General features: G+C 64.5%; 22 protein-coding genes and 2 tRNA genes. 22 read left to right on the plus strand and 2 right to left on the minus strand.

Translation table 11 applies throughout. The features are described from left to right. Positions 1-151: 151 nt before the first annotated feature. From rlmN to HMPREF9710_RS10740, 18 genes are all read left to right on the plus strand, one after another. Positions 152-1,321 (plus strand): dual-specificity RNA methyltransferase RlmN, encoded by a 1,170-nt coding sequence (gene rlmN, locus HMPREF9710_RS10655; protein WP_005666242.1) that lies wholly within the window; start codon positions 152-154, stop codon positions 1,319-1,321. Then, positions 1,321-2,142 carry a type IV pilus biogenesis/stability protein PilW gene (pilW, locus tag HMPREF9710_RS10660; RefSeq protein ID WP_005666244.1) on the plus strand — a complete coding sequence of 274 codons (822 nt, stop codon included), beginning with the start codon at positions 1,321-1,323 and terminating at the stop codon, positions 2,140-2,142. Before rlmN ends, pilW begins: the two co-directional genes overlap by 1 nt. 49 nt (positions 2,143-2,191) lie before the next feature. Next, positions 2,192-3,268: a RodZ domain-containing protein gene (locus HMPREF9710_RS10665; RefSeq protein WP_005666245.1), complete on the plus strand. Its 1,077-nt coding sequence runs from the start codon at positions 2,192-2,194 to the stop codon at positions 3,266-3,268. A gap of 21 nt (positions 3,269-3,289) precedes the next feature. After that, complete coding sequence (gene ispG, locus HMPREF9710_RS10670; protein WP_005666247.1) at positions 3,290-4,609, plus strand: flavodoxin-dependent (E)-4-hydroxy-3-methylbut-2-enyl-diphosphate synthase; 1,320 nt, start codon at positions 3,290-3,292, stop codon at positions 4,607-4,609. Between the two features lie 66 nt (positions 4,610-4,675). Beyond that, positions 4,676-6,019 carry a histidine--tRNA ligase gene (hisS, locus tag HMPREF9710_RS10675; protein ID WP_005666249.1) on the plus strand — a complete coding sequence of 448 codons (1,344 nt, stop codon included), beginning with the start codon at positions 4,676-4,678 and terminating at the stop codon, positions 6,017-6,019. 47 nt (positions 6,020-6,066) lie between these two features. After that, complete coding sequence (locus HMPREF9710_RS10680; RefSeq protein ID WP_005666250.1) at positions 6,067-6,753, plus strand: YfgM family protein; 687 nt, start codon at positions 6,067-6,069, stop codon at positions 6,751-6,753. Positions 6,754-6,837: 84 nt separating this feature from the next. Continuing rightward, a complete protein-coding gene (gene bamB / locus HMPREF9710_RS10685; protein WP_005666252.1) occupies positions 6,838-7,992 on the plus strand; it encodes an outer membrane protein assembly factor BamB in 1,155 nt (384 codons plus the stop codon). Positions 7,993-8,000: 8 nt separating this feature from the next. Beyond that, positions 8,001-9,338 carry a ribosome biogenesis GTPase Der gene (der, locus tag HMPREF9710_RS10690; protein WP_005666254.1) on the plus strand — a complete coding sequence of 446 codons (1,338 nt, stop codon included), beginning with the start codon at positions 8,001-8,003 and terminating at the stop codon, positions 9,336-9,338. 158 nt (positions 9,339-9,496) lie between these two features. Next, positions 9,497-9,736, plus strand: coding sequence for an RNA chaperone Hfq (hfq, locus tag HMPREF9710_RS10695; RefSeq protein ID WP_005666255.1), 240 nt, complete (start codon positions 9,497-9,499; stop codon positions 9,734-9,736). A 5-nt stretch (positions 9,737-9,741) separates the two neighbouring features. Continuing rightward, positions 9,742-10,980: a GTPase HflX gene (hflX, locus tag HMPREF9710_RS10700; RefSeq protein ID WP_005666257.1), complete on the plus strand. Its 1,239-nt coding sequence runs from the start codon at positions 9,742-9,744 to the stop codon at positions 10,978-10,980. A 3-nt stretch (positions 10,981-10,983) separates the two neighbouring features. After that, positions 10,984-12,270 (plus strand): FtsH protease activity modulator HflK, encoded by a 1,287-nt coding sequence (gene hflK / locus HMPREF9710_RS10705; RefSeq protein WP_005666258.1) that lies wholly within the window; start codon positions 10,984-10,986, stop codon positions 12,268-12,270. Beyond that, complete coding sequence (gene hflC / locus HMPREF9710_RS10710) at positions 12,270-13,148, plus strand: protease modulator HflC (protein ID WP_005666260.1); 879 nt, start codon at positions 12,270-12,272, stop codon at positions 13,146-13,148. The genes hflK and hflC overlap by 1 nt, the downstream gene beginning before the upstream one ends. 253 nt (positions 13,149-13,401) lie before the next feature. Beyond that, entirely contained in the window at positions 13,402-14,556 is a 1,155-nt protein-coding gene (locus tag HMPREF9710_RS10715; RefSeq protein ID WP_005666261.1) for an ATP phosphoribosyltransferase regulatory subunit, read from the plus strand. A gap of 3 nt (positions 14,557-14,559) precedes the next feature. Next, positions 14,560-15,876, plus strand: coding sequence for an adenylosuccinate synthase (locus HMPREF9710_RS10720; RefSeq protein ID WP_005666263.1), 1,317 nt, complete (start codon positions 14,560-14,562; stop codon positions 15,874-15,876). A 24-nt stretch (positions 15,877-15,900) separates the two neighbouring features. Continuing rightward, positions 15,901-16,440 (plus strand): phosphoribosyltransferase, encoded by a 540-nt coding sequence (locus tag HMPREF9710_RS10725; protein WP_005666264.1) that lies wholly within the window; start codon positions 15,901-15,903, stop codon positions 16,438-16,440. A gap of 128 nt (positions 16,441-16,568) precedes the next feature. Continuing rightward, on the plus strand, positions 16,569-17,165 hold the full coding sequence (locus HMPREF9710_RS10730) for a MarC family protein (RefSeq protein WP_005666267.1): 597 nt from the start codon (positions 16,569-16,571) through the stop codon (positions 17,163-17,165). Between the two features lie 104 nt (positions 17,166-17,269). After that, the gene (locus HMPREF9710_RS10735) at positions 17,270-17,902 is read left to right on the plus strand and encodes a PEP-CTERM sorting domain-containing protein (RefSeq protein ID WP_005666268.1); all 633 of its coding nucleotides are present in this window, start codon (positions 17,270-17,272) and stop codon (positions 17,900-17,902) included. Positions 17,903-17,999: 97 nt separating this feature from the next. Continuing rightward, a complete protein-coding gene (locus HMPREF9710_RS10740) occupies positions 18,000-20,006 on the plus strand; it encodes a hybrid sensor histidine kinase/response regulator (protein ID WP_040776103.1) in 2,007 nt (668 codons plus the stop codon). A gap of 145 nt (positions 20,007-20,151) precedes the next feature. Here HMPREF9710_RS10740 and uvrB read toward each other — a convergent pair whose 3' ends face one another. Then, positions 20,152-22,248, minus strand: coding sequence for an excinuclease ABC subunit UvrB (gene uvrB, locus HMPREF9710_RS10745; protein WP_005666271.1), 2,097 nt, complete (start codon positions 22,246-22,248; stop codon positions 20,152-20,154). 107 nt (positions 22,249-22,355) lie between these two features. Between uvrB and HMPREF9710_RS10750 the strand changes: the two genes are divergently transcribed. The 4 genes from HMPREF9710_RS10750 to HMPREF9710_RS10765 all read left to right on the plus strand — a co-directional run bounded on the left by HMPREF9710_RS10750 (position 22,356) and on the right by HMPREF9710_RS10765 (position 24,744). Next, positions 22,356-23,567, plus strand: a complete 1,212-nt coding sequence (locus HMPREF9710_RS10750; RefSeq protein WP_005666272.1) for an amino acid aminotransferase — start codon at positions 22,356-22,358, stop codon at positions 23,565-23,567. 114 nt (positions 23,568-23,681) lie between these two features. Continuing rightward, positions 23,682-23,757: transfer RNA gene (locus HMPREF9710_RS10755), tRNA-Asn, on the plus strand. Positions 23,758-23,843: 86 nt separating this feature from the next. Next, complete coding sequence (locus tag HMPREF9710_RS10760) at positions 23,844-24,602, plus strand: alpha/beta fold hydrolase (RefSeq protein WP_005666273.1); 759 nt, start codon at positions 23,844-23,846, stop codon at positions 24,600-24,602. 66 nt (positions 24,603-24,668) lie between these two features. Beyond that, a tRNA-Asn gene (locus HMPREF9710_RS10765) sits at positions 24,669-24,744 on the plus strand. 45 nt (positions 24,745-24,789) lie between these two features. Here the strand turns inward: HMPREF9710_RS10765 and HMPREF9710_RS10770 are convergent. After that, positions 24,790-25,161 (minus strand): hypothetical protein, encoded by a 372-nt coding sequence (locus HMPREF9710_RS10770; protein ID WP_157225550.1) that lies wholly within the window; start codon positions 25,159-25,161, stop codon positions 24,790-24,792. Between the last annotated feature and the right edge of the window lie 7 nt (positions 25,162-25,168).

Consider the following 25,168-nt stretch of genomic DNA (forward strand, 5'->3'; position numbering starts at 1 on the left):
TGGCTAGCCATGCAACGACGAGCAACGCCGCCCACGCTTGCCAGGCGCGCTAGCAGCGACTACCACCTGCTAGGGAAGGCTCCAAATGAGTAACCTGCTCGCCTGCGCCCCCGGGGCGATGCGAGCAGGTTCAGGAATATAGGATTACGACATGACAACTCTCACCAATCTGCTGGACTTTGATCCCGCGCAACTCGTCGCCTACTGCGCCGACTTGGGTGAGAAACCGTTCCGCGCCAAGCAACTGCAGCGTTGGATACACCAGTTCGGCGCGTCGGATTTCGACAGCATGACCGACCTGGCCAAGTCGCTGCGCGAAAAGCTGAAGTCGCGCGCCGAAGTGCGTGCGCCGGCCATCGTGAGCGACAAGACGGCCAGCGACGGCACCCGCAAATGGCTGGTCGACGTCGGCAACGGCAACGCGGTCGAGACCGTGTTCATCCCGGAAGAAAACCGCGGCACGCTGTGCATTTCCACGCAAGCCGGCTGCGCCGTCAACTGCCGCTTCTGCTCGACCGGCAAGCAGGGCTTCAACCGCAACCTGACGGTCGCCGAGATCATCGGCCAGCTGTGGATGGCCGAGTTCGAACTGCGCCGTACCAAGGGCATCGAACCGGGCCCGAAAGGCGAGCGCCAGATCACCAACGTGGTGATGATGGGCATGGGCGAGCCGCTGCTCAATTACGAGCCGACCGTCACCGCGCTCAAGATGATGCTCGACGATAACGCCTACGGCCTGTCGCGCCGCCGCGTGACGCTGTCGACCTCGGGCGTGGTGCCGAATATCGACAAGCTGTCGCAAGACGTGCCGGTGGCCATGGCCGTGTCGCTGCACGCCTCGAACGATGCGCTGCGCGACATCCTGGTGCCGCTGAATAAAAAATATCCGCTGCGCGAGCTGATGGCCGCCTGCAAGCGCTATCTCGAATTCGCGCCGCGCGACTTCATCACCTTCGAGTACTGCATGCTCGACGGCTTCAACGACAGCGACGAGCACGCGCGCGAACTGATCGCGCTGGTGAACGATCCGGTGGTGGGCGTGAACTGCAAGTTCAACCTGATCCCGTTCAACCCGTTCCCCGAGTCGGGCCTGACCCGCTCCAAGAACCCGCGCATCAAGGCCTTCGCCGAAGTCCTGATGAACGCCGGCATCGTGACCACCGTGCGCAAGACGCGCGGCGACGACATCGACGCCGCCTGCGGCCAGCTGGCGGGCGAGGTCAAGGACCGCACCCGCGTGGCCGAGCGCATGGAAAAGATGGCCGAGTACCAGAAGAAATTCGGCGCCGATTTCGGCCGCATCGTGGAGATCCCGACCTGATGAAATTCGCCGCCGCCTGGCTCGCATTCGCATCGACCCTGTCCCTCGCTTTGCTGGCCGGTTGCGCCGGCACGGGGGCGGGCGGCGCGACGACCACGCGCGACGGCGAACTCAAGACCGCCTCGGACCAGACCGCGCTGGAAAAGCGCGCCTCGATCCGGGTGCAGCTGGCGGTCGGCTACTACCAGGAGGGCAAGCACGAGATCGCCCTCGACGAAGTCAAGCAGGCGCTGGCGGCCGATCCGAACTACGCCGACGCCTATGGCCTGCGGGCCCTGATCTATACCTCGATGGGTCAGTTCCCGCTGGCCGACGAAAACCATCGCCACGCGCTGCGCCTCGAACCGGGCAATCCCGAGTTCGCGAACAACTATGGCACCTTCCTGTGCCAGTCGGTGAACAAGCCGCTCGACGCGCTGCGCTATTTCGACGCCGCCCTCAAGAATCCCGCCTACCAGACGCCGCTCTCCGCGCTGGTCAATGCGGGTGCGTGCAGCATCAAGAACCGGAATGTCGACGCGGCCGAGCGCTACCTGCTCGAAGCCCTGCGTTTGAGCCCGGCGCTGCCGGCCGTGAATGCCGGCCTGGCGCGGGTGTACTACGAGCGGCGCGACATGCAGCGCGCCGGTTTTTTCGTGAATCGCCTGATCGAGACGGCCAGCATCGAGACACTGCCGGCCGACGCGCTCTGGCTCGCGCTGCGCGTGCAGCGCAAGCTGGGCGACCGGACCCATGAGGCGACGCTCGCGGCCCAGCTGCGCCGGCGTTTCCCGGGTTCGCCCGAATACGCGGCGTTCGAGCGCGGCGCGTTCGACGAGTAAGCACAAGAACAAGCTCAACTAGAAGCTCACACGGACAAGGACGAGGACAATGAACGAGCAAGCAGATCAGCCGGCTACGCCAGGCAACCAGCCCGGCATCCCTGGCAAGACCCTGCAATCCCAGCGCGAAGCGATGGGCTGGAGTGTGGAACAGGTGGCGGACCAGCTGAAGCTGGCCCCGCGCCAGGTGGTGGCCCTGGAAGCCGGCGATTACGCTTCACTGCCGAGCCCGGCCGTGACACGCGGCTTCGTGCGCGTCTATGCCAAGCTGCTCAAGATCGACGCCGCGCCGCTGGTGTCGATGATCGAACTGAACATGCCGCCGGAAGCCCAGGCCGGCGCGCCCATCAACACCGGCGCCGTGCGCCGCGAACAGCGTCCGGCCACGTTCTCCGAGACCCGCTTTCCGATCGCCGGCCGCCGCAACCGCCTGCCGCTGGGCTGGATCGCCGCCGCCGTGGTGGTGGCCGGCGCCGCCGTTGCGGCCTGGCAGTTCGACCTGATTCCGAACTTGCAGCGCGACGGCCAGGCGGGCGACGCCACGGTGCTCGAGAACCCGGCCGCCGGCGTCGTCGCGCCAGGCTCGGCGCCCGCGGCCGGCGCCCAGCAAGGCCTGATCAATCCATCGGTGCCGTTGATCTCGGTGCCGGCGCCGGCTGGCGAAACTGCGCCGCCAGCGGCAGCGCCCGGTTCGGCGCCGGGCGCCGCGCCGGCCACCCCGACCGCACCGGTGCCGGCCGTCCCGCCGCCGGCCAATGCGCCGGCCAATGCGCCGGCCAATGCACCGGCGGCGGGAACGTCGAGCGCGGCCGCGCCTGGCGTGACGCCGGCCCCGAACATCTCGACCGCTGCCGCACCGGTCACCGCCGTGGCCCCCGCCGCCGGCGCCAACACCCTGGTGCTGAACGTGCGCGAGGATTCCTGGATCGAAGTGCGTCCGAGCGCCGGCGGCCGTCCGCTGATCTCGCGCCTGGTCAAGGGCGGCAGCACCGAGTCGGTCGAGCTGAGCGGCCCGGCGACCCTGGTGGTCGGGGCCCCTGGCGGCGTGACCGCGACCCTGCGCGGCGCCAACGTCGCGCTGCCGCAGCAGTCGGGCCGCACCATCGCGCGCGTGGCGCTGAAATAAGCTGAAGCTGGAATACACCAAATGAATTCGTTGAACGAAGCCTGCACTCCTGAAGCCATACCGTCCGGCCCGCTGGCGCGCCGCGCCAGCCGCAAGGTGGCCGTCTCGCACGGCCAGCGCACGGTCTGGGTGGGCGGCGACGCCCCGGTGGTGGTGCAGTCGATGACCAATACCGATACCGCCGACGCGATCGGCACCGCGATCCAGGTCAAGGAGCTGGCGCGCGCCGGTTCCGAGATCGTGCGCATCACGGTCGACACCCCGGCGGCAGCCGCCGCCGTGCCGGCGATCCGCGAACAGCTCGACCGCATGGAAGTCGACGTGCCGCTGGTGGGCGACTTCCACTACAACGGCCACCTGCTGCTGCGCGACTATCCGGAATGCGCGCAGGCGCTGTCGAAATACCGCATCAATCCGGGCAATGTGGGGCAGGGCGCCAAGCGCGACACCCAGTTCGCCCAGATGATCGAGATCGCCGCCAGGTACGACAAGCCGGTCCGCATCGGCGTCAACTGGGGCAGTCTGGATCAAACGCTGCTGGCCCGCATCATGGACGAGAACGCCGCGCGCGCCAATCCGTGGAGCGCCCAGGCGGTGATGTACGAAGCGCTGATCACATCGGCGATCGAGAACGCCGTGCGCGCCGAAGAAGTCGGCCTGGCGCGCGACAAGATCATCCTGTCGTGCAAGGTGTCGGGCGTGCAAGACCTGATCGCGGTCTACCGCGAACTGGCGCGCCGCTGCGATTATCCGCTGCACCTGGGACTGACCGAGGCCGGCATGGGCAGCAAGGGCATCGTCGCCTCGACCGCGGCGCTGTCGGTGCTGCTGCAAGAGGGCATCGGCGACACCATCCGCATCTCGCTGACGCCGGAACCGGGCGGCGACCGCACCAGGGAGGTCGTGGTTGGCCAGGAAATCCTGCAGACCATGGGCCTGCGCAAGTTCACCCCGATGGTGATCGCCTGCCCGGGCTGCGGCCGCACGACCTCGACCGTGTTCCAGGAGCTGGCCGACAACATCCAGAGCTTCTTGCGCGAGCAGATGCCTGAATGGAAGAAAACGTATCCGGGCGTGGAGGCGATGAACGTGGCCGTGATGGGCTGCATCGTCAACGGTCCGGGCGAATCGAAGCACGCGAACATCGGCATCAGCCTGCCGGGCACCGGCGAATCGCCGGCCGCCCCGGTGTTCGTCGACGGCCAGAAATTCGCGACCCTGCGCGGCGAGCGCATCGTCGATGAGTTCAAGACCATCGTGCTCGATTATGTGAAGAAGAATTACGGGCGAGCCGGGGTTTCGAGCGACATGTCGCTCGCCGGCGCAGCGACCCAGGCGTAAGCCTGGGGCTGGGAGAGCTGGCCGACCTGCGCCCACGAGCAGCGCCAAGAATTGAGAAAGAAAACCATGTCCAAACCAGAAAAAATCGTCGCCATCAAAGGCATGAACGACATCCTGCCGCAAGACGCGCCGCTGTGGGAGCTGTTCGAGAACACCACCGAAACGATCCTGAAGAGCTACGGCTACCAGAAGATCGTGACCCCGATCGTCGAGCAGACCGCTTTGTTCTCGCGCGCCATCGGCGCCGTCACCGACATCGTCGAGAAGGAGATGTATTCCTTCGAAGACTCGATGAACGGCGACCAGCTGACCCTGCGTCCGGAAGGCACGGCCAGCGTCGTGCGCGCCGTGCTCGAGCACAACCTGGTCTACGACGGCCCGCGCCGCCTGTGGTACAAGGGCCCGATGTTCCGCCACGAGCGCCCGCAGCGCGGCCGCTACCGCCAGTTCTTCCAGTTCGGCGCCGAAGCGATCGGCTTCTCGGGCCCGGACATCGACGCCGAGATGATCATGATGTCGCGCCGCCTGTGGGATGACCTGGGCCTGCAGAACGTGCGCCTCGAGCTGAACTCGATCGGCAACGCCGAAGAGCGCAACCGCCACCGCGCCGACCTGATCGCCTATCTCGAAAAACACGAAGACATCCTCGACGCCGAGGCCAAGCGCCGCCTGCACAGCAATCCGCTGCGCATCCTGGACACCAAGAACCCGGCGATGCAGGAGATGGTCAATGCCGCCCCGCGCCTGCTGGACTACCTGGGCGAAGAGTCGCTGGCCCACTTCAACGGCGTCAAGGCGCTGCTGGACAAGAACGCGGTGCAGTACACCGTCAACCCGCGCCTGGTGCGCGGCCTGGACTACTACAACCGCACCGTGTTCGAATGGGTCACCGACGAGCTGGGCGCCCAGGGCACGATCTGCGCCGGCGGCCGCTACGATCCGCTGATCGAAACCTTCGGCGGCAAGCCGACCCCGGCGGTCGGTTTCGCGATGGGCATGGAACGCATCATCGAGCTCATGAAAGGGTTGGGCGAACCGGCCGAGCCGAACGTGTGCGACGTGTACATGGTCCACCAGGGAGAAGAGGCCCAGCTGCAGTCCTTCATCCTGGCCGAGCGGATTCGGGATGCCGGCCTGGATGTTGTGTTACATTGCGCAACGCCAACAGGTGCGGGCAGCTTCAAGAGCCAGATGAAGAAGGCCGATGGCAGCGGCGCCGCCTTTGCCGTCATCATCGGCCAGGACGAGATCGCGAACAATGCCGCGCAAGTGAAGACCATGCGCGGCGAAGTGGGCGAGCAGCAGCAGGCCGCCGTGCCGTTCGAGGAAGTGGTCGACTACCTGGTCGACCAGATCGTCGGCAGTCACGACCACGGCCACGACCACGATCACGTGCACTACCACCCGTAACCGGCGTTCGGCACCACCAATCAACCATTTAATACAAGAATACGCACATGGCATACGATCACCAGGAACAGGAACAGCTTGATTCCTTCAAGGCGTTCTGGTCGCAGTACGGCAACATCATCATCTGGGTCCTGATTCTCGCGCTCGGCTCCTACGCCGGCTGGAACTACTGGAAAACCCACCAGCGCAACAAGTCGGTCGAGGCGTCGGCGCTGTATGACGAGCTGCAGACCTCGCTGCTGGCGAACGACAATGCCAAGGTGCAGCGCGTGGCGGGCGACATCCGCGCCAAGTACGAATCGTCGGCCTATGCCCCGATGGCGGCGCTGGCGGCGGCCAAGACCGCCTTCGAAGCGAACGACCTCAAGACCGCCAAGGCGCAGCTGCAGTGGGCGGCCGAGCACGGCAACGACGAATACAAGTCGATCGCCAACCTGCGCCTGGCCGGCGTGCTGCTGGACGAAAAGGCATTCGACGAAGCGCTGAAGGTCCTGAACGGCAAATTCCTGCCGCAGTTCACCTCGGAAGTGAACGACCGCAAGGGCGACGTGCTGGTCGCGCAGAACAAGCTGAACGAAGCGCGCGCGGCCTATGTCGCGGCGATCGCCGCGATGGATCCGAACGCGCCGGGCCGCCAGTTGGTGCAGATCAAGCTCGAAGCGATCGGCGGCACGGTGCCGGCCGACAAGAAATCGGAACAAGAAAAAGCTGCCGAGCAAAAGGCAGCCGCGTAATCCTCCCCCATGAGAGGGCCCGCGCACGCCTGACGGCGGCGCGGGCCTTGCGTCCTCTATAGTCCAGGAACAAGGTAGAACAAAATGCGTATTTGCAGCAAGCTTGTTGGTGTCGGCGTACTGGCCCTGATGACGGGTTGCTCGACCCTCAATTCGCTCAATCCATTCGCGTCGGATAAGAAGGGCGACCAGCCGGCCAAGCTGGTCGAGCTGAAAGGCAGCATGGCCGTGCGCACCGCATGGAAACTTGATATCGGCAAGGCGCGCGGCTACACCTTCTCGCCTGCGCTGACCGGCAACACGGTGGTCGTGGCCGGCGCCGACGGCGCCATCGCGCGCGTCGAAGCCGGGAGCGGCAAGCAACTGTGGCGCATCAAGGCCGACACCGAACTGTCGGCCGGCGTCGGCACCGACGGCAACCTGATCGTGGTCGGCGGCGACAAGGGCCAGCTGCTGGCCTTCGACATGGACGGCAAGGCGCTGTGGAAGACCCAGCTGTCGAGCGAGATCCTGTCGGCGCCGGTGGTGTCGCAAGGCATCGTGGTGGCGCGCTCGATCGACAACCGCATCGTCGGCATCGATGCCGCCAACGGCAACAAGAAGTGGACCGTGCAAAAAGTCGCGCCGCCGCTCACCCTGCGCAATGCGCCGGGAATGATCGTGGCCGGGACCGACGTCATCGTGGCCCAGCCGGGCGGCAAGCTGTCGTCGATGATCCTGGCCACCGGCGCGCCGCGCTGGGACGTCGAGGTCGGCGTCTCGCGCGGCGCCACCGAACTGGAACGCGTGACCGACATCGGCGGCGCGCCGGTGCTGTTCGAGAACGAGGTGTGCGCCGCGTCCTACCAGGGCCGCGTAGGCTGCTTCGACCTGGTCACCGGTTCGGCGAAGTGGACGCGCGACCTGTCGTCCGATGCCGGCGTCGCCGTCGACCAGCTGTACGTGTTCGCACCGGACGACAAGGGCGCCCTGCATGCCTTCACCCGCGACACGGGTTCTTCCAGCTGGAAGAACGACAAGCTGGCCTTCCGCCGCCTGTCGACCCCGCTGTCGTATGGCCGCGCCGTCGCGGTCGGCGACTTCGAAGGCTATGTGCACTTCCTGTCGCGCGAGGACGGATCTTTCCTGGCGCGCGCAGCGACCGATGGCAGCCCGATCATGGGCACGCCGCTGGTGGCCGGCACGAACCTGATTTTTCAAACACAAAATGGAACTGTGACCGCGATCGCGGTCGAATAGAATAAAACATGAAGCCGGTAATCGCACTCGTAGGTCGTCCCAACGTCGGGAAATCGACCTTATTTAACCGCCTGACCCGTTCGCGTGACGCGCTGGTGGCCGACCTCCCTGGCCTGACGCGCGACCGCCACTATGGCGAAGGCCGGATTGGCGAACGGCCATTCCTGGTCATCGACACGGGCGGTTTCGAGCCGGTCGCCAAAGAAGGCATCATGCATGAAATGGCGCTGCAGACGCGCCAGGCCGTGGCCGAGGCCGACGTGGTCGTGTTCATCGTGGACGGCCGCCAGGGCCTGACCCCGCACGACAAGACCATCACCGATTACCTGCGCAAGAGTGGCCGCAAGGTCATGCTGGTGGTGAACAAGTCGGAAGGCATGAAGTACACCTCCGTCACCGCCGACTTCTATGAACTCGGCATGGGCGACCCGTACGTGATCTCCGCCGCCCATGGCGACGGCGTGCACGACCTGGTCAACGAGGCGCTCGACATCGCCTTCGCCCAGCGCCCCGACGAACCGGAAGAGCTGGAACCGGCCGATCACGGCTTCAAGATCGCCATCGTCGGCCGCCCGAACGTCGGCAAGTCGACCCTGATCAATACCCTGGTCGGCGAGCAGCGCGTAATCGCCTTCGACATGCCGGGTACCACCCGCGATGCGATCGAAGTGCCGTTCGAGCGCGACGGCAAGAAGTACACACTGATCGACACCGCCGGCATCCGCCGCCGCGGCAAGATTTTCGAGGCTATCGAGAAATTCTCCGTGGTCAAGACCATGCAGTCGATCTCGGATGCCAACGTCGTCATCCTGCTGCTCGACGCCCAGCAAGATATTTCCGAGCAAGATGCCCACATCGCCGGCTTCATCCTGGAATCGGGCAGGGCGCTGGTGGTGGCCGTCAACAAGTGGGACGGCCTGCAAACCGACCAGCGCGACCAGGTCAAGAACGACCTCGACCGTAAGCTGGACTTCCTGGGCTTTGCCAAGACCCACTTCGTCTCGGCGCTGCGCGGCACCGGCATCAGCCAGCTGCTCAAGTCGGTGGAGTCGGCGTATGCCGCCGCGACGGCCAACCTGTCGACGCCGCGCCTGACGCGCGCGCTGCAGGAGGCGGTCGAGAAGCAGGAGCCGAAGCGCAAGGGCACCTCGCGTCCGAAGATGCGCTATGCCCACCAGGGCGGTCAGAATCCGCCGATCATCGTCATCCACGGCAATGCGCTGGAGGGGATCACCGAGCCTTATAAGCGCTATCTGGAAAAGCATTTCCGTGACACGTTCAACCTGGTCGGCACCCCGCTCAGGATCGAGCTGCGCAGCGGGAAAAATCCGTTCGCAAAAGACTGAATTGTTTAGGCTGAAAGTCGTAGCAGTACGACAAAAAGCGGCAAAACAGGTTACAGTAGGCTTAGGGCTGCATTCGCTCACGCAGAATATGGCTCTAACTACTTGAAAACCGGCAAATCGCCTCAAACTTTTAACTACAACAACATTACGGAGCTGTTATGAGCAACAAAGGGCAACTGTTACAAGACCCATTCCTCAACGCCTTGCGCAAGGAACACGTCCCTGTCTCGATCTACCTCGTCAACGGTATCAAACTCCAGGGTCATATCGAATCCTTCGACCAATACGTCGTTTTGCTTCGTAATACCGTGACCCAGATGGTCTACAAGCATGCCATTTCCACTGTCGTGCCGGCCCGTGCCGTCAACCTTAACCTCGACTCCAACGAAGCCGAGTAAGGCCGATGGCTGACGCCCCCGGCACTCCAACCCTGCGCGCAGCGCTGGTCGGCATCGACTTCGGGACTGGCGACTTCGCCGCCAGTCTCGATGAGCTGTCGCTGCTTGCGCGCTCCGCCGGCGCCGATCCGATCACCACGATCACGGCGAAGCGCAGCAGCCCGGACCCCGCGCATTTCGTCGGCAGCGGCAAGGCCGACGAAATCGCCCTCGACGCCAAGGCCCTTGGCGCCGAGATCGTCATCTTCAACCACGCTCTCTCTCCCGCCCAGCAGCGCAACCTGGAGCGTCGCCTCCAGCTGCGCGTGATCGACCGCACCAGCCTGATCCTCGATATCTTCGCCCAGCGCGCCAAGAGCCACGAGGGTAAGCTCCAGGTCGAGCTCGCTCAACTGCAGCACCTGGCCACGCGCCTGATCCGCGGCTGGACCCACCTGGAACGTCAAAAGGGCGGTATCGGCCTGCGCGGTCCGGGTGAAACCCAGCTCGAGACCGACCGCCGCCTGATCGGCGAGCGGGTCAAGATGCTGCGCGCGCGCCTCGGCAAATTGCGCAAGCAGCACGAGACCCAGCGCCGCCAGCGCGGCCGCAACAAGACCTTCTCGGTGTCGCTCGTCGGTTATACCAATGCCGGCAAGTCGACCCTGTTCAACACGCTGACGAAAGCCGGCGTGTACGTGGCGAACCAGCTGTTTGCGACCCTCGACACCACCAGCCGCCGCATGTACCTGGGCGACGAGGTGGGCAGCGTCGTGATCTCGGACACCGTCGGTTTCGTGCGCGAACTGCCGCACCAGCTGGTGGCGGCGTTTCGCGCCACGCTGGAAGAAACCATCCATGCCGACCTCTTGCTGCACGTGGTCGACAGCGCCTCCCCGACGCGCATGGAGCAGGTCGAACAGGTCAATGAAGTCTTGCGCGAGATTGGCGCAGATCATGTTCCGCAAATTTTGGTGTGGAACAAGATCGATGCCGCCGGGCTGGAACCTGGGGTCGAGCGTGATGAGTATGATAAGATCAACCGGGTTTTCATCAGCGCCCACAGTGGCGCCGGCCTGGATCTGCTGCGTTCGGCAATCGCCGAGGCGGCCAAGTCCGCGCCGGGCCCAGGCGGGTACAGCAACCCAGAAAACGAAGAGCACGACGAAGCCTTCGGGCTCGCCGAGGAAGACGCGTCGGTGGACGCGCACCCCGGCGGTCTTGCCGACAATATGCCAACTTCCACCCATGTCAGGCCCAACTAGCCTATGCTTGTTTCTCTACTAAAAAGATTCGGCGTCAAATTGTCGCTGAACGACCCACGCTGGGGACGCAACCCCGAAGACGACCGCAAGGCCCAGGATGGTCGCCGCCCCGGTGACGGTCCTCCCGACCTCGACCAGATGTGGCGCGATTTCAATGCGCGCCTGAACCGCATGTTCGGCGGCCGCGGCAACAATAACGGCGGCGGCGACAACGGCGGCCCGCGCGGCGAAATGCGCGGCGCCGGCATCGGCGCCGGCGTGATCGCCATCATCGTCGGCTTCATCTGGCTTGCCAGCGGCGCCTTCATCGTGCAAGAGGGCCAGGTCGGCGTCGTGACCACCTTCGGCAAGTACAGCCACTCGACCACGCCGGGTTTCAACTGGCGCTGGCCGTATCCGTTCCAGGCCCACGAGACCGTCAACACCTCGCAGATCCGTACCGCCGAGATCGGCTACCGGGCGAACGTGCGCAACAAGCAGCCGCAAGAATCGCTGATGCTGACCGATGACGAAAACATCATCGACATCCAGTTCGCGGTGCAGTACACGCTGAAAGACCCGGTCGCCTGGCTGTTCAACAACCGCGACCAGGACGACAGCGTGCGCCAGATCGCCGAGACGGCGATCCGCGAAGTGGTCGGCCGCAACAAGATGGACTTCGTCCTGTACGAAGGCCGCGAGAAGGTCGCCGCCGACGTGCATTCGATGATGCAGGCGATCGGCGACCGCTACGCGCTCGGCGCCCTGATCACCAACGTGACGATGCAGGGCGTGCAGCCGCCGGAGCAGGTGCAGAGCGCCTTCGACGACGCCGTGCGCGCAGGCCAGGACCGCGCCCGCGCCCGCAACGAGGGCGAGGCGTATGCCAACCAGATCATCCCGCAGGCGCGCGGCCAGGCCTTCCGCCTGCAGCAGGACGCCGAAGCCTACCGTTCGATGGTGGTCGAGAACGCGACCGGTAACGCCGCCCGCTTCGACCAGGTGGTGGCCGCCTATTCGCGCGCCCCGGCCGTGACCCGCGACCGCATGTACATCGACACCATGCAGCAGATCTTCACCAGCACCACCAAGGTGATGGTCGACTCGCGCGCCAACAACAATATGCTGTACCTGCCGCTCGACAAGCTGATGCAGCAGCAGGCAGCCAACGATGCCCAGATCGGCAGCAAATCGGGTCCGGTGCAATTGCCGCAGTCCGGCCAACCTGCCGAAGTGAGCCAGGCCATGGAAGCGGTGCGCCAGCGAGACGAGCGCAGCCGCGATTCCTCACGTGACAGGGAGACCCGCTGATGAACCGCCTCGTAACTCTTTTCGTCGCGGGCTTCATCGCACTGATGCTGCTGTCGTCCACGATCTTCGTCGTCGACCAGCGTCGCTTCGCGATCGTGTTCGCGCTCGGCCAGGTCAAGGAAGTGATTTCGACGCCGGGCCTGCACTTCAAGCTGCCGCCGCCGTTCCAGAACGTGATCTACCTGGACAAGCGCATCCTGACGCTGGACACGCCCGACGCCGACCGCTTCATCACGGCCGAGAAGAAGAACATCCTGGTGGATGCCTTCATGAAATGGCGTATCGAAGATCCGCGCCTGTACTACGTCAGCTTCGGTGGTGACGAAAGCCGTGCGCGCGACCGCATGTCGCAGATCATCAAGGCGGCCCTGAACGATGAGATCACCAAGCGCACCGTGCGCGAAGTGATTTCCGGCGAGCGTGCCGCGGTGATGGCGGCGGTGCAGGCCAAGGTCGTGGCCGAGGCAAAGGAAATTGGCGTCGGCATCGTCGACGTGCGCCTCAAGCGCGTGGATTACATCGAGCAGATCAACAACTCGGTGTACGAACGCATGCGCGCCGAGCGCGTCCGCGTCGCCAACGAGCTGCGTTCGACCGGCGCCGCCGAGTCCGAGCAGATCCGCGCCGATGCTGACCGCCAGCGCACCGTGATCATCGCCGAAGCCTTCCGCGACGCCGAGAAGGTCAAGGGTGACGGCGACGCGAAGGCCTCGGCCATCTACGCCGAAGCTTTCGGCAAGAACCCGGAATTCGCCCGCTACTACCGTTCGCTCGAAGCCTACCGCGCCAGCTTCAAGGACCGCAGCGACGTGCTGGTGGTCGATCCGAACTCGGAGTTCTTCAAGTACTTCAAGCAGCCGGCGGCGTCGGGTCGCTGAGCCGCGCTCCCAGGCCTTGCCCAGGACGGGCTCCCGCACAACGGGAGCCCGTTTTTCATGGGATTTGCCAGCTTGTATAGGCATCCGTGACGTGGCAGATTGTTAACCCGGCAAGGTGTCGAACCAGCATTCCCTGCCTCACCCGCGCGGTTTTCGGGTAAAATCACCGATTCGGCGTTCGCGCCATGCGTTGGCACGTCTATCGTCGTCCCTGCCAGTCGCAGCTAATTATCCCAACTCCCATCTGTTGCCCATGCCGAACTGGCTATTGCCTGAGAATATTGCCGATGTCTTGCCGTCCGAAGCGCGCAAGATCGAGGAGCTGCGCCGCCTGATGCTCGATAACTTCCGGCTCTACGGCTACGAGCTCGTGATGCCGCCGCTGCTCGAATATACCGAGTCGCTGCTGGCAGGCGCCGGCGAAGATACCGACCTCAAGACCTTCAAGGTCATCGATCCGCTGTCGGGCCGCCTGCTCGGCCTGCGCGCCGACATGACCACGCAGGTGGCGCGCATCGACGCGCACCTGCTGAACCGTGAATCGATCACCCGCCTGTGCTACGCCGGCAGCGTGCTGCACACCCGTCCGTCGGGCCTGCACGCCACCCGCGAGCCGGTGCAGATCGGCGCCGAGATCTACGGCCATGCCGGCCTGGAAGCCGACGCCGAGATCCAGGAACTGGCCCTCGGCTCGCTGGCCCTGGCCGGCTTCGCCAACGTGCGCCTGGACCTGGCCCACGTCGGCGTGCTGCGCGCGCTGCTGAACGAAGACCCGGCCGCCAAGCGTGACGAAACCCAGATCTACTGCCTGCTGCGCGCCAAGGATGCGCCGGGTTTGGACGCCATCTCGACGAACTACTATCCGCAGACCCGCCAGGCGCTGCTGGCGCTGCCGCACCTGTACGGCGACGTCGAGGTGCTGGCCAAGGCGCGCGAACAGCTGCCGGCGCTGCCGGGCATACAGCGTGCGCTGGCCGAACTGGCCGCGCTGGCCGCCGGCGCCATCGGCCGCGCCGAGGTGGCGATCGACCTGGCCGACCTGCGCGGCTACCAGTACGAAAGCGGCGCCATGTTCGCACTGTACGTGCCGGGCCTGCCGAATGCGGTCGCCAGGGGCGGGCGCTACGATCACGTGGGCGAGGCCTTTGGACGCGCGCGTCCGGCGACCGGCTTCTCGCTCGACCTGCGCGAACTGGCCCGGCTGCTGCCGACGGCCGAGCGCAAGCATTCCATCCGCGCGCCGTGGGGCAATGCCCCCGAGCTGAAGGAAAAAATCGCTGACCTGCGCAAGGCAGGCGAAGTCGTGATCCAGAGCATGCCTGGTCACGACAATGTTCAGGACGAGTTCGAGTGCGACCGCGTGCTCGTCCTCGAAAACGGAAATTGGATTCTCAAAAACTTAGGTTAAGTGATGTCAAATACTAACGTGGCAAAGAACGTCGTTGTCATCGGCACCCAGTGGGGCGATGAAGGCAAAGGGAAGATCGTCGACTGGCTCACCGACCACGCCGCCGGCGTGGTGCGTTTCCAGGGCGGCCATAACGCTGGTCACACCCTGGTCATCAAGGGCCAGAAGACCGCGCTGCAACTGATCCCTTCGGGCATCATGCGCGAAGGCGTGGCCTGCTACATCGGCAACGGCGTCGTGGTCTCGGTGCCGGACGTGATGCGCGAGATCGACAAGCTGCAGGCCGCCGGCATCGAAGTGGTGTCGCGCCTGAAGATCTCCGAGGCGTGCCCGATCATCCTGCCTTACCACGTCGCCATCGACAAGGCGCGCGAAGCCAAGCGCGGCGAGAACAAGATCGGCACCACCTGCAAGGGCATCGGCCCGGCCTACGAAGACAAGGTCGCGCGCCGCGCGATCCGTATCGCCGACCTGCTCAACGCCGAGCGCTTCGCCGAGAAGCTCAAGGAAAACCTGGACTACCACAACCACGTGCTGGTCAACTACCTGGGCGGCGAAGCGATCGACTTCCAGACCGCCTATGATGACGCGATGGCCCTGGTGCCGCGCCTGCGTCCGATGGTCGCCGACGTGTCGTCGCTGCTGTACGCGGCCCACAAGCAAGGCGGCAAGCTGCTGTTCGAAGGCGCGCAGGGTTCGCTGCTCGACGTCGACCACGGCACCTATCCGTTCGTCACCTCGTCGAACTGCGTGGCGGGCAATGCCGCCGCCGGCGCCGGCGTCGGCCCGAACATGCTGCACTACATCCTGGGCATCACCAAGGCCTACACCACCCGCGTCGGTTCGGGCCCGTTCCCGGCCGAGCTGCCGACCGAAGAAGGCGTGGGCGAGCACCTGTCGCGCATCGGCCATGAATTCGGCACCGTGACCGGCCGCGCCCGCCGCTGCGGCTGGTTCGACGCCGCCCTGCTGCGCCGCTCGGTCCAGATTAACGGCGTGTCGGGCATGTGCCTGACCAAGCTGGACGTGCTGGATGGTATTGAATCCCTCAAACTCTGCACCGGCTACAGGATCGACGGCCGCGACGTCGACATCTTCCCGGTCGGCGCTGAAGAAGCCGCACTGTGCGAGCCGGTGTACGAAGAAATGCCGGGCTGGACCGAAAGCACCGTCGGCGCCAAGTCGATGGAAGAGCTGCCGGCCAACGCCCGCGCCTACATCAAGCGCATCGAAGAACTGGTTGGCGTGCCGATCGACATGGTGTCGACCGGTCCGGACCGTGAAGAAACCATCGTCCTGCGTCATCCGTTCGCAGCGTAAACCAAGAAGAATCTGGAGTAGAAGATGAATACCCCCGTATCGACCGACAAGGACCTGTGGGTCTCCTGGGATGAATACCACCGCCTGATCGAGCGCCTGGCGCTGCAGGTCTATGAATCGGGCTGGAAGTTCGATCAAGTGCTGTGCCTGGCGCGCGGCGGCGTGCGTCCTGGCGACGTGTTCTCGCGCATCTTCGACGTGCCGCTGGCGATCCTGTCGACCAGCTCGTACCGCGAAGAAGCCGGCACCAAGCAGGGCGACCTGGACATCTCGAAGTACATGACCATGACCAAGGGCCCGCTGGCCGGCCGCGTGCTGCTGGTCGACGACCTGGCCGATTCGGGCGTCACCCTGCGCAAGGTCAGCGAGCACCTGACCGAGAACTACAAGGATGTCACCGAAGTGAAATCGGCCGTCATCTGGGTCAAGGGCACGTCTTCGATCCGTCCTGATTACTACCTGGACGACCTGCCGCACAATCCGTGGATCCACCAGCCGTTCGAAGAATATGACGGCCTGCGTCCGCATCAGCTGGCGGCGTGGTTGAAGAAGTTCGAGAAGTAATACCGGTCCGCGCGATCGAATCGAAGCAGGGAAGGGTACAAGCCTTTCCCTGTTTTTTTTCGTCGGCCGAGGTGGCGGCTGCTAATATTGCGCTGTTAACATTTCTGGCAACCCAACAATAACAAGCCATGACCCAAAGCTTCTTCCAGACCTTCATTCTCCTCATCCTCGTCACCGACCCTTTTGGTAACGTCCCCCTGTTTGCTGCCGCCCTGAAAGACACCCCGATCGAGCGTCGCAACAAGATCGTAATCCGCGAATGCGGCATCGCCTTCCTGCTGTTGCTGGTGTTCATGTTCTTCGGCAAGCACTTCCTCGAGGCGCTGCACCTGAGCCCGGTCGCGCTGCGCATCGGCGGCGCCGTCATCCTCCTGATGATCGCGATCCGCATGATCTTCCCGCACCCCGACGGCGTGCTGGGCAAGAGCGAAGGCGGCGAGCCCTTCATCGTGCCGCTGGCGATTCCCGCGCTGGCCGGGCCGTCGGCGCTGGCCACCGTGCTGCTGTTCTCGTCGACCAGCTTCACCGACACGATGGTGCACGTCGCCGCGCTGGCGGCGGTGGGCGTGGTCTGGCTGGCAGTGTTCCTGAGCGCCGAAAAGCTGCAGCAGAAACTCGGCCCGCAAGTCATGACCGCCTTCGAGCGCCTGATGGGCCTGATCCTGACGGCGATGTCCATCGAGATGCTGCTGGGTGGTATCCGGGAGTTCGTACAGAGCCTGTAAGCGGACGGCGGGCGGCAATGGATCCCCTGCCGCATTGACTCCCATCAGATCGTCCTTGCGGCAATCAATCATCGTTTACTCTGGTCTGCTCAGAGGAGGTCTCGATGAACGCTGTAATGCGCCTTGCCGCCGCAATCCTGCTTGCGGTGGCAGTCGCCGTGCCGGCAAGCGCCAATATTGTCCGCGACGGCGATTTTGAACTGAACGATGGCAGTTGGGAACTCACCGAAGGCTGGTTTCTGGGAGACGCCGGCCGCGGCGCGAGCAGCGGCGTCAACTCGCTCAGTACCGGCTGCTTCGGTCCCGAGTTTTCCTGCTTTGCTACCCAAGCCCTGCCGACGACGACCGGCCAGCGCTACGACCTGAGCTTCTGGCTGTATGCGGACGGCGTGATCGGCCCGGATGGCTTTCCGATATTTCAGTTTGACAATGGAATCAGGGTGATGTTCGGAGACGCGATCGCGACGACCATCTACAATTTCCCGACCACGAACACGTCCACCGATATCGGGACGGGCGGCCCGTCCACGCAAATCATCGTCCGCAACCTGCTGGCGACATCGGCATCGACCATCCTGCAATTGTCCGGCTACCACGACCCTTCGGGGATCTTCTTCGACGACATCTCGGTCGAGCTGGCGGTCAGCCAGATCCCCGAGCCCGGAACCTTGTCGCTGTTCGGCATGGCGCTCGGCTGTCTTGGCCTGAGCAGGTGGCGGCGCGCACGCGCTGCCTGAGCCGCAAGCAGCCTGTTCCGGGCATCCGTGCGGGAGTCGTTGCCCCAAATCTGGCACACTGCAGTCGCGCAGATTGCGCGCGACTCCCGGACCATGAATGAAACAGGAACCAGCGACACCCTCCGAATGGCTGCCTTTCCTCAGCGGTGGCGGCATGATGGGCGCCATGATGCGCGCCCACGACTGGAGTGCGTCGCCCCTGGGTTCACCGCGCCAGTGGCCGCAGGCGCTGCGCACCGTGGTCGGCCTGATGCTCAACTCGAAGTTCCCGATGTTCGTCGCCTGGGGCGGCGAACTCGGGTTTCTCTATAACGACTCGTATATCTCGATCCTGGGCGACAAGCATCCGACCTCGCTCGGCAAGCGCTTCCACGACGTCTGGGCCGAGATCTGGCACGACATCCACCCGCTGATCGTACGCGCGCTCAGGGGCGAGGCCAGTTATATGGACCGCCTGCCGCTGCGCATGCGCCGTCACGGCTACGATGAGGACACCTGGTTCCGCTTCTCGTATTCGCCGGTGCGCGACGAAGACGGCACCGTGGCCGGCATGTTCTGCGCCTGCGTCGAGATGACGGGCGAGGTGCTGGCCCAGCGCTACCGCGAGGAGGAGAACGAGCGCCTGGTGACCCTGTTCGAGCAGGCGCCCGGCATCATCGCCGTGCTGCGCGGCCCGGACCACGTATTCGAGATCACCAACCGCTCCTACCTGCAGCTGGTCGGCCACCGCGCGCTGGTCGGCAAGGCCGTGCGCGACGCGCTGCCCGAGGTGCAGGGGCAGGGCTTCTTCGAGCTGCTCGACCACGTGTACCAGAGCGGCCAGCCTTTCGTGGGCCACGCGGTGCCGCTGCGCGTGCAGCGCGACCCCAATGCGCCGCTGGAAGAGCGCTTCATCGACTTCGTCTACCAGCCGATCCACGACCAGCACGGCAAGGTCTCGGGCATCTTCGTGGAGGGCAGCGACGTCACGGCGCGCAAGCGCATCGAGGACGAGCTGCGCGCCGCCAACCGCCAGAAGGACCAGTTCCTGGCGATGCTGGCGCACGAGCTGCGCAATCCGCTGGCGCCGATCACCACGGCGGCCCAGCTACTGCAGCGCGGCCAGATGGACGCGCCCGGCATCCAGCGCGCCAGCGACATCATCGCGCGCCAGGCCCAGCACATGACGTCCCTGGTCAACGACCTGCTCGACGTCTCGCGCGTGACGCGCGGCCTGGTGACCATCTCGAAAGAGGCGCTGGAAATGCGCGAGATCGTGCACGAGGCGGTGGAGCAGGTGCGACCGTTGATCGATGCGCGCGGCCACGAGCTGCAGTGCGAGATCGCCTCTGGCGCGCTTCGCGTGGAGGGCGACCGCACGCGCCTGATCCAGGTAGTGTCCAACATCCTGAACAATGCGGCCAAGTACACGGCGCCAGGTGGGCGCCTGCTGCTCACCGCGTGCATCGAGTCGGGTTGCTTGCGGGTGGCGGTGCGCGACAACGGGCAGGGCATCGATCCGCCGATCCTGCCCTACATTTTTGATTTGTTCATCCAGGCCGAGCGCACGCCCGACCGTTCGCAGGGTGGCCTGGGGCTCGGCCTGGCGCTGGTCAAAAGCCTGGCCGTGCTGCATGGCGGACGGGTGGAGGCGCACAGCGCGGGGTTGGGCAAGGGCAGCGAGTTCGTTGTCTACCTGCCATGCCTGGCCGAGGCGCCGGAAGTGAGCCCGCCGCCGCTTGACGTGCAGCCGCGCGGCGCGCGCGGGCTGAGGGTGCTGGTGGTCGACGACAACGTCGACGCGGCCCAGATGCTGGCGACGCTGCTCGAGATGAATGGATATGAGGTTAGCATCGCCTACGATGGCAAGGGCGCGCTGGCGAGCGCGGTGCAGGCGCCGCCGGACGTGGCTCTGCTCGACATCGGATTGCCGGACATTGATGGCCACGAACTGGCGCGCCGGCTGCGGGCGATGCCCGAGACCACGCAGGCGGTGCTGGTAGCCCTGACGGGATATGGGCAGGTCGAAGACCAGCGGCGGGCGTACAAGGCCGGGTTCGACCATCACATGGCCAAGCCGGCGGATTTGGCGAAATTGCTGGAATTGCTGGCGGGAGTAGCGTAGGGTTGGCAGCGGCGCTGCCGACGCGGTGATCGTTGGCGGCGAGGTCATCCGGCCAGGAAAGGAACCGGTAACCATCACCGCGTCGGCGGCGAAGCGCGGGGCCGCCGAGGCCAGCCCCACCCTGCACCCTGGTTACGCAGCCGCGTTACTTGCCCAACATCGACACCACGTTATCCGCCCCCGGCGCGCCAAACGCCTGCTGCTTGAGCACATGCAGCTGGTCGCGCACCTGCGCCGCCTTCTCGAACTCGAGGTTCTTGGCATGGTCAACCATGAGCTTCTCGAGGCGCTTGATCTCCTTGCTGATCTGCTTCTCGCTCATCGACTCGACCTTGGCCGTCGCCGCATCCTCGTGCACGCCCTCGACCATGGCCTTCTGCGCGGCGCTGCTGTACACGCCGTCGATCATTTCCTTGATCTTCTTCTGCACACCCTTCGGCGTGATGCCATTGGCCTCGTTGAAGGCGATCTGCTTCGCGCGGCGGCGCTCGGTCTCGTCGATCGCGCGTCGCATCGAATCGGTGATCTGGTCGCCGTACAGGATCGCCACGCCGTTGAGGTTACGCGCGGCGCGGCCGATGGTCTGGATCAGCGAACGCTCGGAACGCAGGAAGCCCTCTTTATCCGCATCGAGCACCGCCACCAGCGACACTTCAGGCAAGTCCAGGCCCTCGCGCAGCAGGTTGATCCCGACCAGCACGTCGAAGGTGCCCAGGCGCAGGTCGCGCAGGATTTCCACGCGCTCGACCGTGTCGATGTCGCTGTGCAGGTAACGCACCTTGATGCCGTGGTCGCCCAGGTATTCGGTGAGCTGCTCGGCCATGCGCTTGGTCAGCGTGGTGACCAGCACGCGCTCGTCCTTGGCGATGCGGTCGTTGATCTCGCTCATCAGGTCGTCGACCTGCGACAGGGCAGGGCGCACGATGATCTGCGGATCGACCAGGCCGGTGGGGCGCACCACCTGCTCGACCACGTTGTCGGCGCGCTGCTGCTCGTATTCGGCCGGCGTGGCCGAGACGAAGATCGTCTGGCGCGCCTTGCCCTCGAACTCCTGGAATTTCAAGGGCCGGTTGTCGAGCGCCGACGGCAGGCGGAAACCATAGTCGACCAGGTTGGTCTTGCGCGAACGGTCGCCGTTGTACATCGCGTTGAGCTGGCCGATCATCACGTGCGACTCGTCCATGAACATCAGCGCGTCTTTCGGCAGATAGTCGATCAGCGTCGGCGGCGGCTCGCCCGGCATCGCGCCGGACAGGTGGCGCGAGTAGTTCTCGATGCCCTTGGTAAAACCGATCTCGGCCAGCATCTCGAGGTCGAAGCGGGTGCGCTGTTCGAGGCGCTGTTCTTCGATGAGTTTATTTTGCTGGCGGAATTCCTCGAGGCGGTCGCGCAGCTCGGCCTTGATCGACTCGACCGCGCGCAGCACGGTGGAACGCGGCGTGACGTAGTGCGAGCCCGGATACACGGTAAAGCGCGGGATCTTCTGGCGCACGCGGCCCGTCAGCGGGTCGAACAGCTGCAGCGATTCGATCTCGTCGTCGAACATCTCGACGCGGATCGCCAGCTCGGCGTGCTCGGCCGGGAAGATGTCGATGGTGTCGCCGCGCACACGGAAGCTGCCGCGCGAGAAATCCATCTCGTTGCGGGTGTACTGCATCTGGATCAGGCGCGCGATGATGTCGCGCTGCGCCACCTTGTCCTTGTGGCGCAGGGTCAGGATCATCTTGTGGTATTCGTTCGGATTACCGATACCGTAGATTGCCGACACGGTGGCCACGATGACCACGTCGCGCCGTTCCATCAGCGACTTGGTGCACGACAGGCGCATCTGCTCGATGTGCTCGTTGATCGACGAGTCCTTTTCGATGAACAGGTCGCGCTGCGGCACATAGGCTTCGGGCTGGTAGTAATCGTAGTAGGAGACGAAATACTCGACCGCGTTCTGCGGGAAGAATTCGCGGAACTCCGAATACAGCTGGGCCGCCAGCGTCTTGTTCGGCGCGAACACGATCGCCGGCCTGCCAGCGCGCGCGATCACGTTGGCCATCGTATAGGTCTTGCCCGAGCCCGTCACGCCGAGCAGCGTCTGGTAGGACAGGCCGTCGTTGATGCCTTCGACCAGGCCCTCGATCGCGGTCGGCTGGTCGCCGGCCGGCGGGAAGGGCTGGTGCAGCTTGAACGGCGAATCGGGGAAGGTGAGGACCGTCGGTTCGGGTGAAGTTGCGATGGATAAATCAGCCATACTTACAGACCTTTGTTAGAATGAGAATCCGCTCGCGGCCTTTCAATACAAGGGCCGCTGTCTATACAACCGCTGTCAACCCAGCCGAAACAACTGAGTTTATCACGATGACTTCCACTGCCTCCGCCAGCCTTTTTGGCGCCATTGAGATGGCCCCGCGCGACCCGATCCTGGGTATTACCGAAGCCTTCAATGCCGACACCAATCCCGCCAAGATCAATCTTGGAGTAGGCGTCTATTATGACAATAACGGCAAGGTGCCACTGTTGGAGTGCGTACAGAAAGCGGAAGCGAAACTGATGGAGCAGCCTGCGCCGCGCACCTACCTGCCGATCGACGGCCTGGCGGCTTACGACAAGGCCGTGCAAGAACTGGTATTTGGTGCCGACAGCGCGGTAATTCAAGAGAAGCGTGCGATCACCGTGCAAGCCCTGGGCGGCACCGGCGCGCTCAAGATCGGCGCCGACTTCCTCAAGCGCTTCCTGCCGCACGCCGACGTCTACATCAGCGATCCGAGCTGGGAAAACCACCGCGCGCTGTTCGAGAGCGCCGGCTTCACCGTCCACAACTACGCCTACTACGACCCTGCTACGCGTGGCGTGAACTTCGACGGCATGCTGGCCGCGCTGAAGGCGATGCCGGCCGGCTCGATCGTCGTGCTGCACGCCTGCTGCCACAACCCGACCGGCGCCGACCTGTCGCAAGCGCAGTGGGACGAGGTGATCGCCGCCGTACAGGCGGGCGGCCTGGTGCCGTTCCTGGACATGGCCTACCAGGGCTTCGCCAACGGCATCGACGAAGACGGCGCCGTCGTGCGCCGCTTCGCCGCGACCGGCATGCCGCTCTTGGTGTCGAACTCGTTCTCGAAGTCGTTCTCGCTGTACGGCGAGCGCGTCGGCGCGCTGTCGATCGTCGCCACCAGCGGTGAGGAGGCGGCCCGCGTGCTGTCGCAACTGAAGCGCGTGGTGCGCACCAACTACTCGAACCCGCCGACCCATGGCGGCAAGGTCGTCGCCACCGTCCTGTCGAACCCCGAGCTGCGCAAGCTGTGGGAAGAAGAGCTGGCCGGCATGCGCGTGCGCATCCGCGAAATGCGCGGCGCGATGGTCGAGAAGCTCAAGGCCAAGGCCCCGGGCCACGACTTCGAATTCGTGCGCCAGCAGGTCGGCATGTTCTCGTATTCGGGCCTGACCAAGGAACAAGTGGGCAAGCTGCGCGACGAGTCGATCTACGCCGTGGACACCGGCCGCATCTGCGTCGCCGCGCTGAACTCGACCAATATCGATCGCGTCGTTGACGCGGTTGCCAAAGTTCTCTAAAATCCCGGCTCTCCGCAAGCGTTACGGCGTGTGCGGAGAGCAGCAGGAGTGGCGCTTGCGATCTGGGCAAATTTGACAGAAACGTTTCAGCAGCCATATAATGCAAGCATCAATTCCCTGATAGCTCAGTCGGTAGAGCGACGGACTGTTAATCCGCAGGTCCCTGGTTCGAGTCCAGGTCGGGGAGCCAGAATACTGAAAAGGCCGCGTCGTGAGATGCGGCCTTTTTGCTTTGCGGCGCGTGCCAAGGCGTCGCTGGTCACAGGAGATTCTTGCGTGAAGCAATTGCCGAACAGCCATGCTACCCTGATCGAAGGGCAGATGTTCCGCTTGATGAAGTCGGGGCAGGGCAAGCCGTCGATCGTGCTGATCAATGGCGCGGGCGGCCCGCTCGACGGCTGGTACAAGCTGTATCCCGAGATCGAGCAATTGGGCACGGTGTTCGCCTACGACCGGCCCGGCGTCGGCGGCAGTCCCAAGCCGCGCGAGGCGCAGTATGGCGAGACCGTGGTCGCTCAGCTGCGCCTGCTGCTGCAGGCGGCCGGCGTCGAGCCGCCGTTCGTGCTGGTCGGCCATTCCTTCGGCGGCCTGCACGCCAACCTGTTCGCGCGCGCCTTCGCCGACGAAGTGGCCGGTGTATTGTTCCTGGAAGCCACCGCACCTAGCGACGTCACCACGCTCAAGCAATTCCAGTCGCCGCTGCAGCGCGGCTTCATCAAGCTGCTCGACCGCATCTCGCCGCGCGACCAGTTCGACGAGATCCGGAACGAACTCGAGACCGTGAAGGATATCCAGGAGGCGCCGGCGTTTCCTCCGGTGCCGGTGACGGTGTTGTCCGGCACGAAGCGCCTGCCGCGCTGGATGGTGCCGGCCGCCCTGGTGCGCGAGCGCGAGCGCACCCAGCTGGGACTGGCGGCGCTGTCGCCGCTGGGCGAGCGGATTGAGGCCAAGCGCAGCGCCCACTTCCCGCAACTGACCGAGCCGGACGTGGTGCTGGACGCCTTGAAGCGCCTGGTTGCGCGGGCGACAGTCTAGTTTCCCGTTTTTTCGTCGTGTGAACACTTGCGAAATCGAAATCAGCAGGTATAATGCGGCCTCCTTTCCCTGATAGCTCAGTCGGTAGAGCGACGGACTGTTAATCCGCAGGTCCCTGGTTCGAGTCCAGGTCGGGGAGCCAGAATTGAGAAGGGCCGCATGCGAATGCGGCCCTTTTTGTATTTGGCTAGCAGATTGATCCACGCATGCTCTTGCCCGTTCGCAGATTGATGCCGAAATGGCAGACGTAGGGCGAAGCTCGATCCCCCTTGTCATGGACGCAGTCAAGATCGCCTTTCTCGCGCACGCGTATGTCGGCCGACGCCCCGCATGCGTCTTTCAAGTCCGGTCCGATTGAGTCGAACAAGACTTTCGCCATGTCGCCCTGGATGGAAAGTGCGGCTTTGTGATCGCTCGATGTCGGCGCCGCTTCTTCGCCGAGGTCGCCAGAATAGATGAGGTAACTGCCCTTGAAATCGCTGTATGTGCCGTCCCATGGTTTTGCGGCAAAAGCGACCGAGCATAAGCCGGCGATGCAGAGGATGGCGGCTATTGGCATTCTCATT

The organism is Massilia timonae CCUG 45783 (genome assembly GCF_000315425.1).
Classification (GTDB): domain Bacteria; phylum Pseudomonadota; class Gammaproteobacteria; order Burkholderiales; family Burkholderiaceae_D; genus Telluria; species Telluria timonae.

What these genes read in the sequence shown, in the direction of transcription:
- pilW (WP_005666244.1), top strand. Translation starts at nt 1,321, where the DNA reads ATGAAATTCGCCGCCGCCTGGCTCGCATTCGCATCGACCCTGTCCCTC.
- uvrB (WP_005666271.1), bottom strand. Translation starts at nt 22,248, where the DNA reads ATGGCTGATTTATCCATCGCAACTTCACCCGAACCGACGGTCCTCACC.
- HMPREF9710_RS10665 (WP_005666245.1), top strand. Translation starts at nt 2,192, where the DNA reads ATGAACGAGCAAGCAGATCAGCCGGCTACGCCAGGCAACCAGCCCGGC.
- HMPREF9710_RS10735 (WP_005666268.1), top strand. Translation starts at nt 17,270, where the DNA reads ATGAACGCTGTAATGCGCCTTGCCGCCGCAATCCTGCTTGCGGTGGCA.
- HMPREF9710_RS10720 (WP_005666263.1), top strand. Translation starts at nt 14,560, where the DNA reads ATGTCAAATACTAACGTGGCAAAGAACGTCGTTGTCATCGGCACCCAG.
- ispG (WP_005666247.1), top strand. Translation starts at nt 3,290, where the DNA reads ATGAATTCGTTGAACGAAGCCTGCACTCCTGAAGCCATACCGTCCGGC.
- bamB (WP_005666252.1), top strand. Translation starts at nt 6,838, where the DNA reads ATGCGTATTTGCAGCAAGCTTGTTGGTGTCGGCGTACTGGCCCTGATG.
- HMPREF9710_RS10730 (WP_005666267.1), top strand. Translation starts at nt 16,569, where the DNA reads ATGACCCAAAGCTTCTTCCAGACCTTCATTCTCCTCATCCTCGTCACC.
- hflC (WP_005666260.1), top strand. Translation starts at nt 12,270, where the DNA reads ATGAACCGCCTCGTAACTCTTTTCGTCGCGGGCTTCATCGCACTGATG.
- HMPREF9710_RS10750 (WP_005666272.1), top strand. Translation starts at nt 22,356, where the DNA reads ATGACTTCCACTGCCTCCGCCAGCCTTTTTGGCGCCATTGAGATGGCC.
- HMPREF9710_RS10680 (WP_005666250.1), top strand. Translation starts at nt 6,067, where the DNA reads ATGGCATACGATCACCAGGAACAGGAACAGCTTGATTCCTTCAAGGCG.
- HMPREF9710_RS10715 (WP_005666261.1), top strand. Translation starts at nt 13,402, where the DNA reads ATGCCGAACTGGCTATTGCCTGAGAATATTGCCGATGTCTTGCCGTCC.
- hflX (WP_005666257.1), top strand. Translation starts at nt 9,742, where the DNA reads ATGGCTGACGCCCCCGGCACTCCAACCCTGCGCGCAGCGCTGGTCGGC.
- hisS (WP_005666249.1), top strand. Translation starts at nt 4,676, where the DNA reads ATGTCCAAACCAGAAAAAATCGTCGCCATCAAAGGCATGAACGACATC.
- rlmN (WP_005666242.1), top strand. Translation starts at nt 152, where the DNA reads ATGACAACTCTCACCAATCTGCTGGACTTTGATCCCGCGCAACTCGTC.
- hfq (WP_005666255.1), top strand. Translation starts at nt 9,497, where the DNA reads ATGAGCAACAAAGGGCAACTGTTACAAGACCCATTCCTCAACGCCTTG.
- hflK (WP_005666258.1), top strand. Translation starts at nt 10,984, where the DNA reads ATGCTTGTTTCTCTACTAAAAAGATTCGGCGTCAAATTGTCGCTGAAC.
- HMPREF9710_RS10770 (WP_157225550.1), bottom strand. Translation starts at nt 25,161, where the DNA reads ATGCCAATAGCCGCCATCCTCTGCATCGCCGGCTTATGCTCGGTCGCT.
- HMPREF9710_RS10740 (WP_040776103.1), top strand. Translation starts at nt 18,000, where the DNA reads ATGAAACAGGAACCAGCGACACCCTCCGAATGGCTGCCTTTCCTCAGC.
- HMPREF9710_RS10725 (WP_005666264.1), top strand. Translation starts at nt 15,901, where the DNA reads ATGAATACCCCCGTATCGACCGACAAGGACCTGTGGGTCTCCTGGGAT.
- der (WP_005666254.1), top strand. Translation starts at nt 8,001, where the DNA reads ATGAAGCCGGTAATCGCACTCGTAGGTCGTCCCAACGTCGGGAAATCG.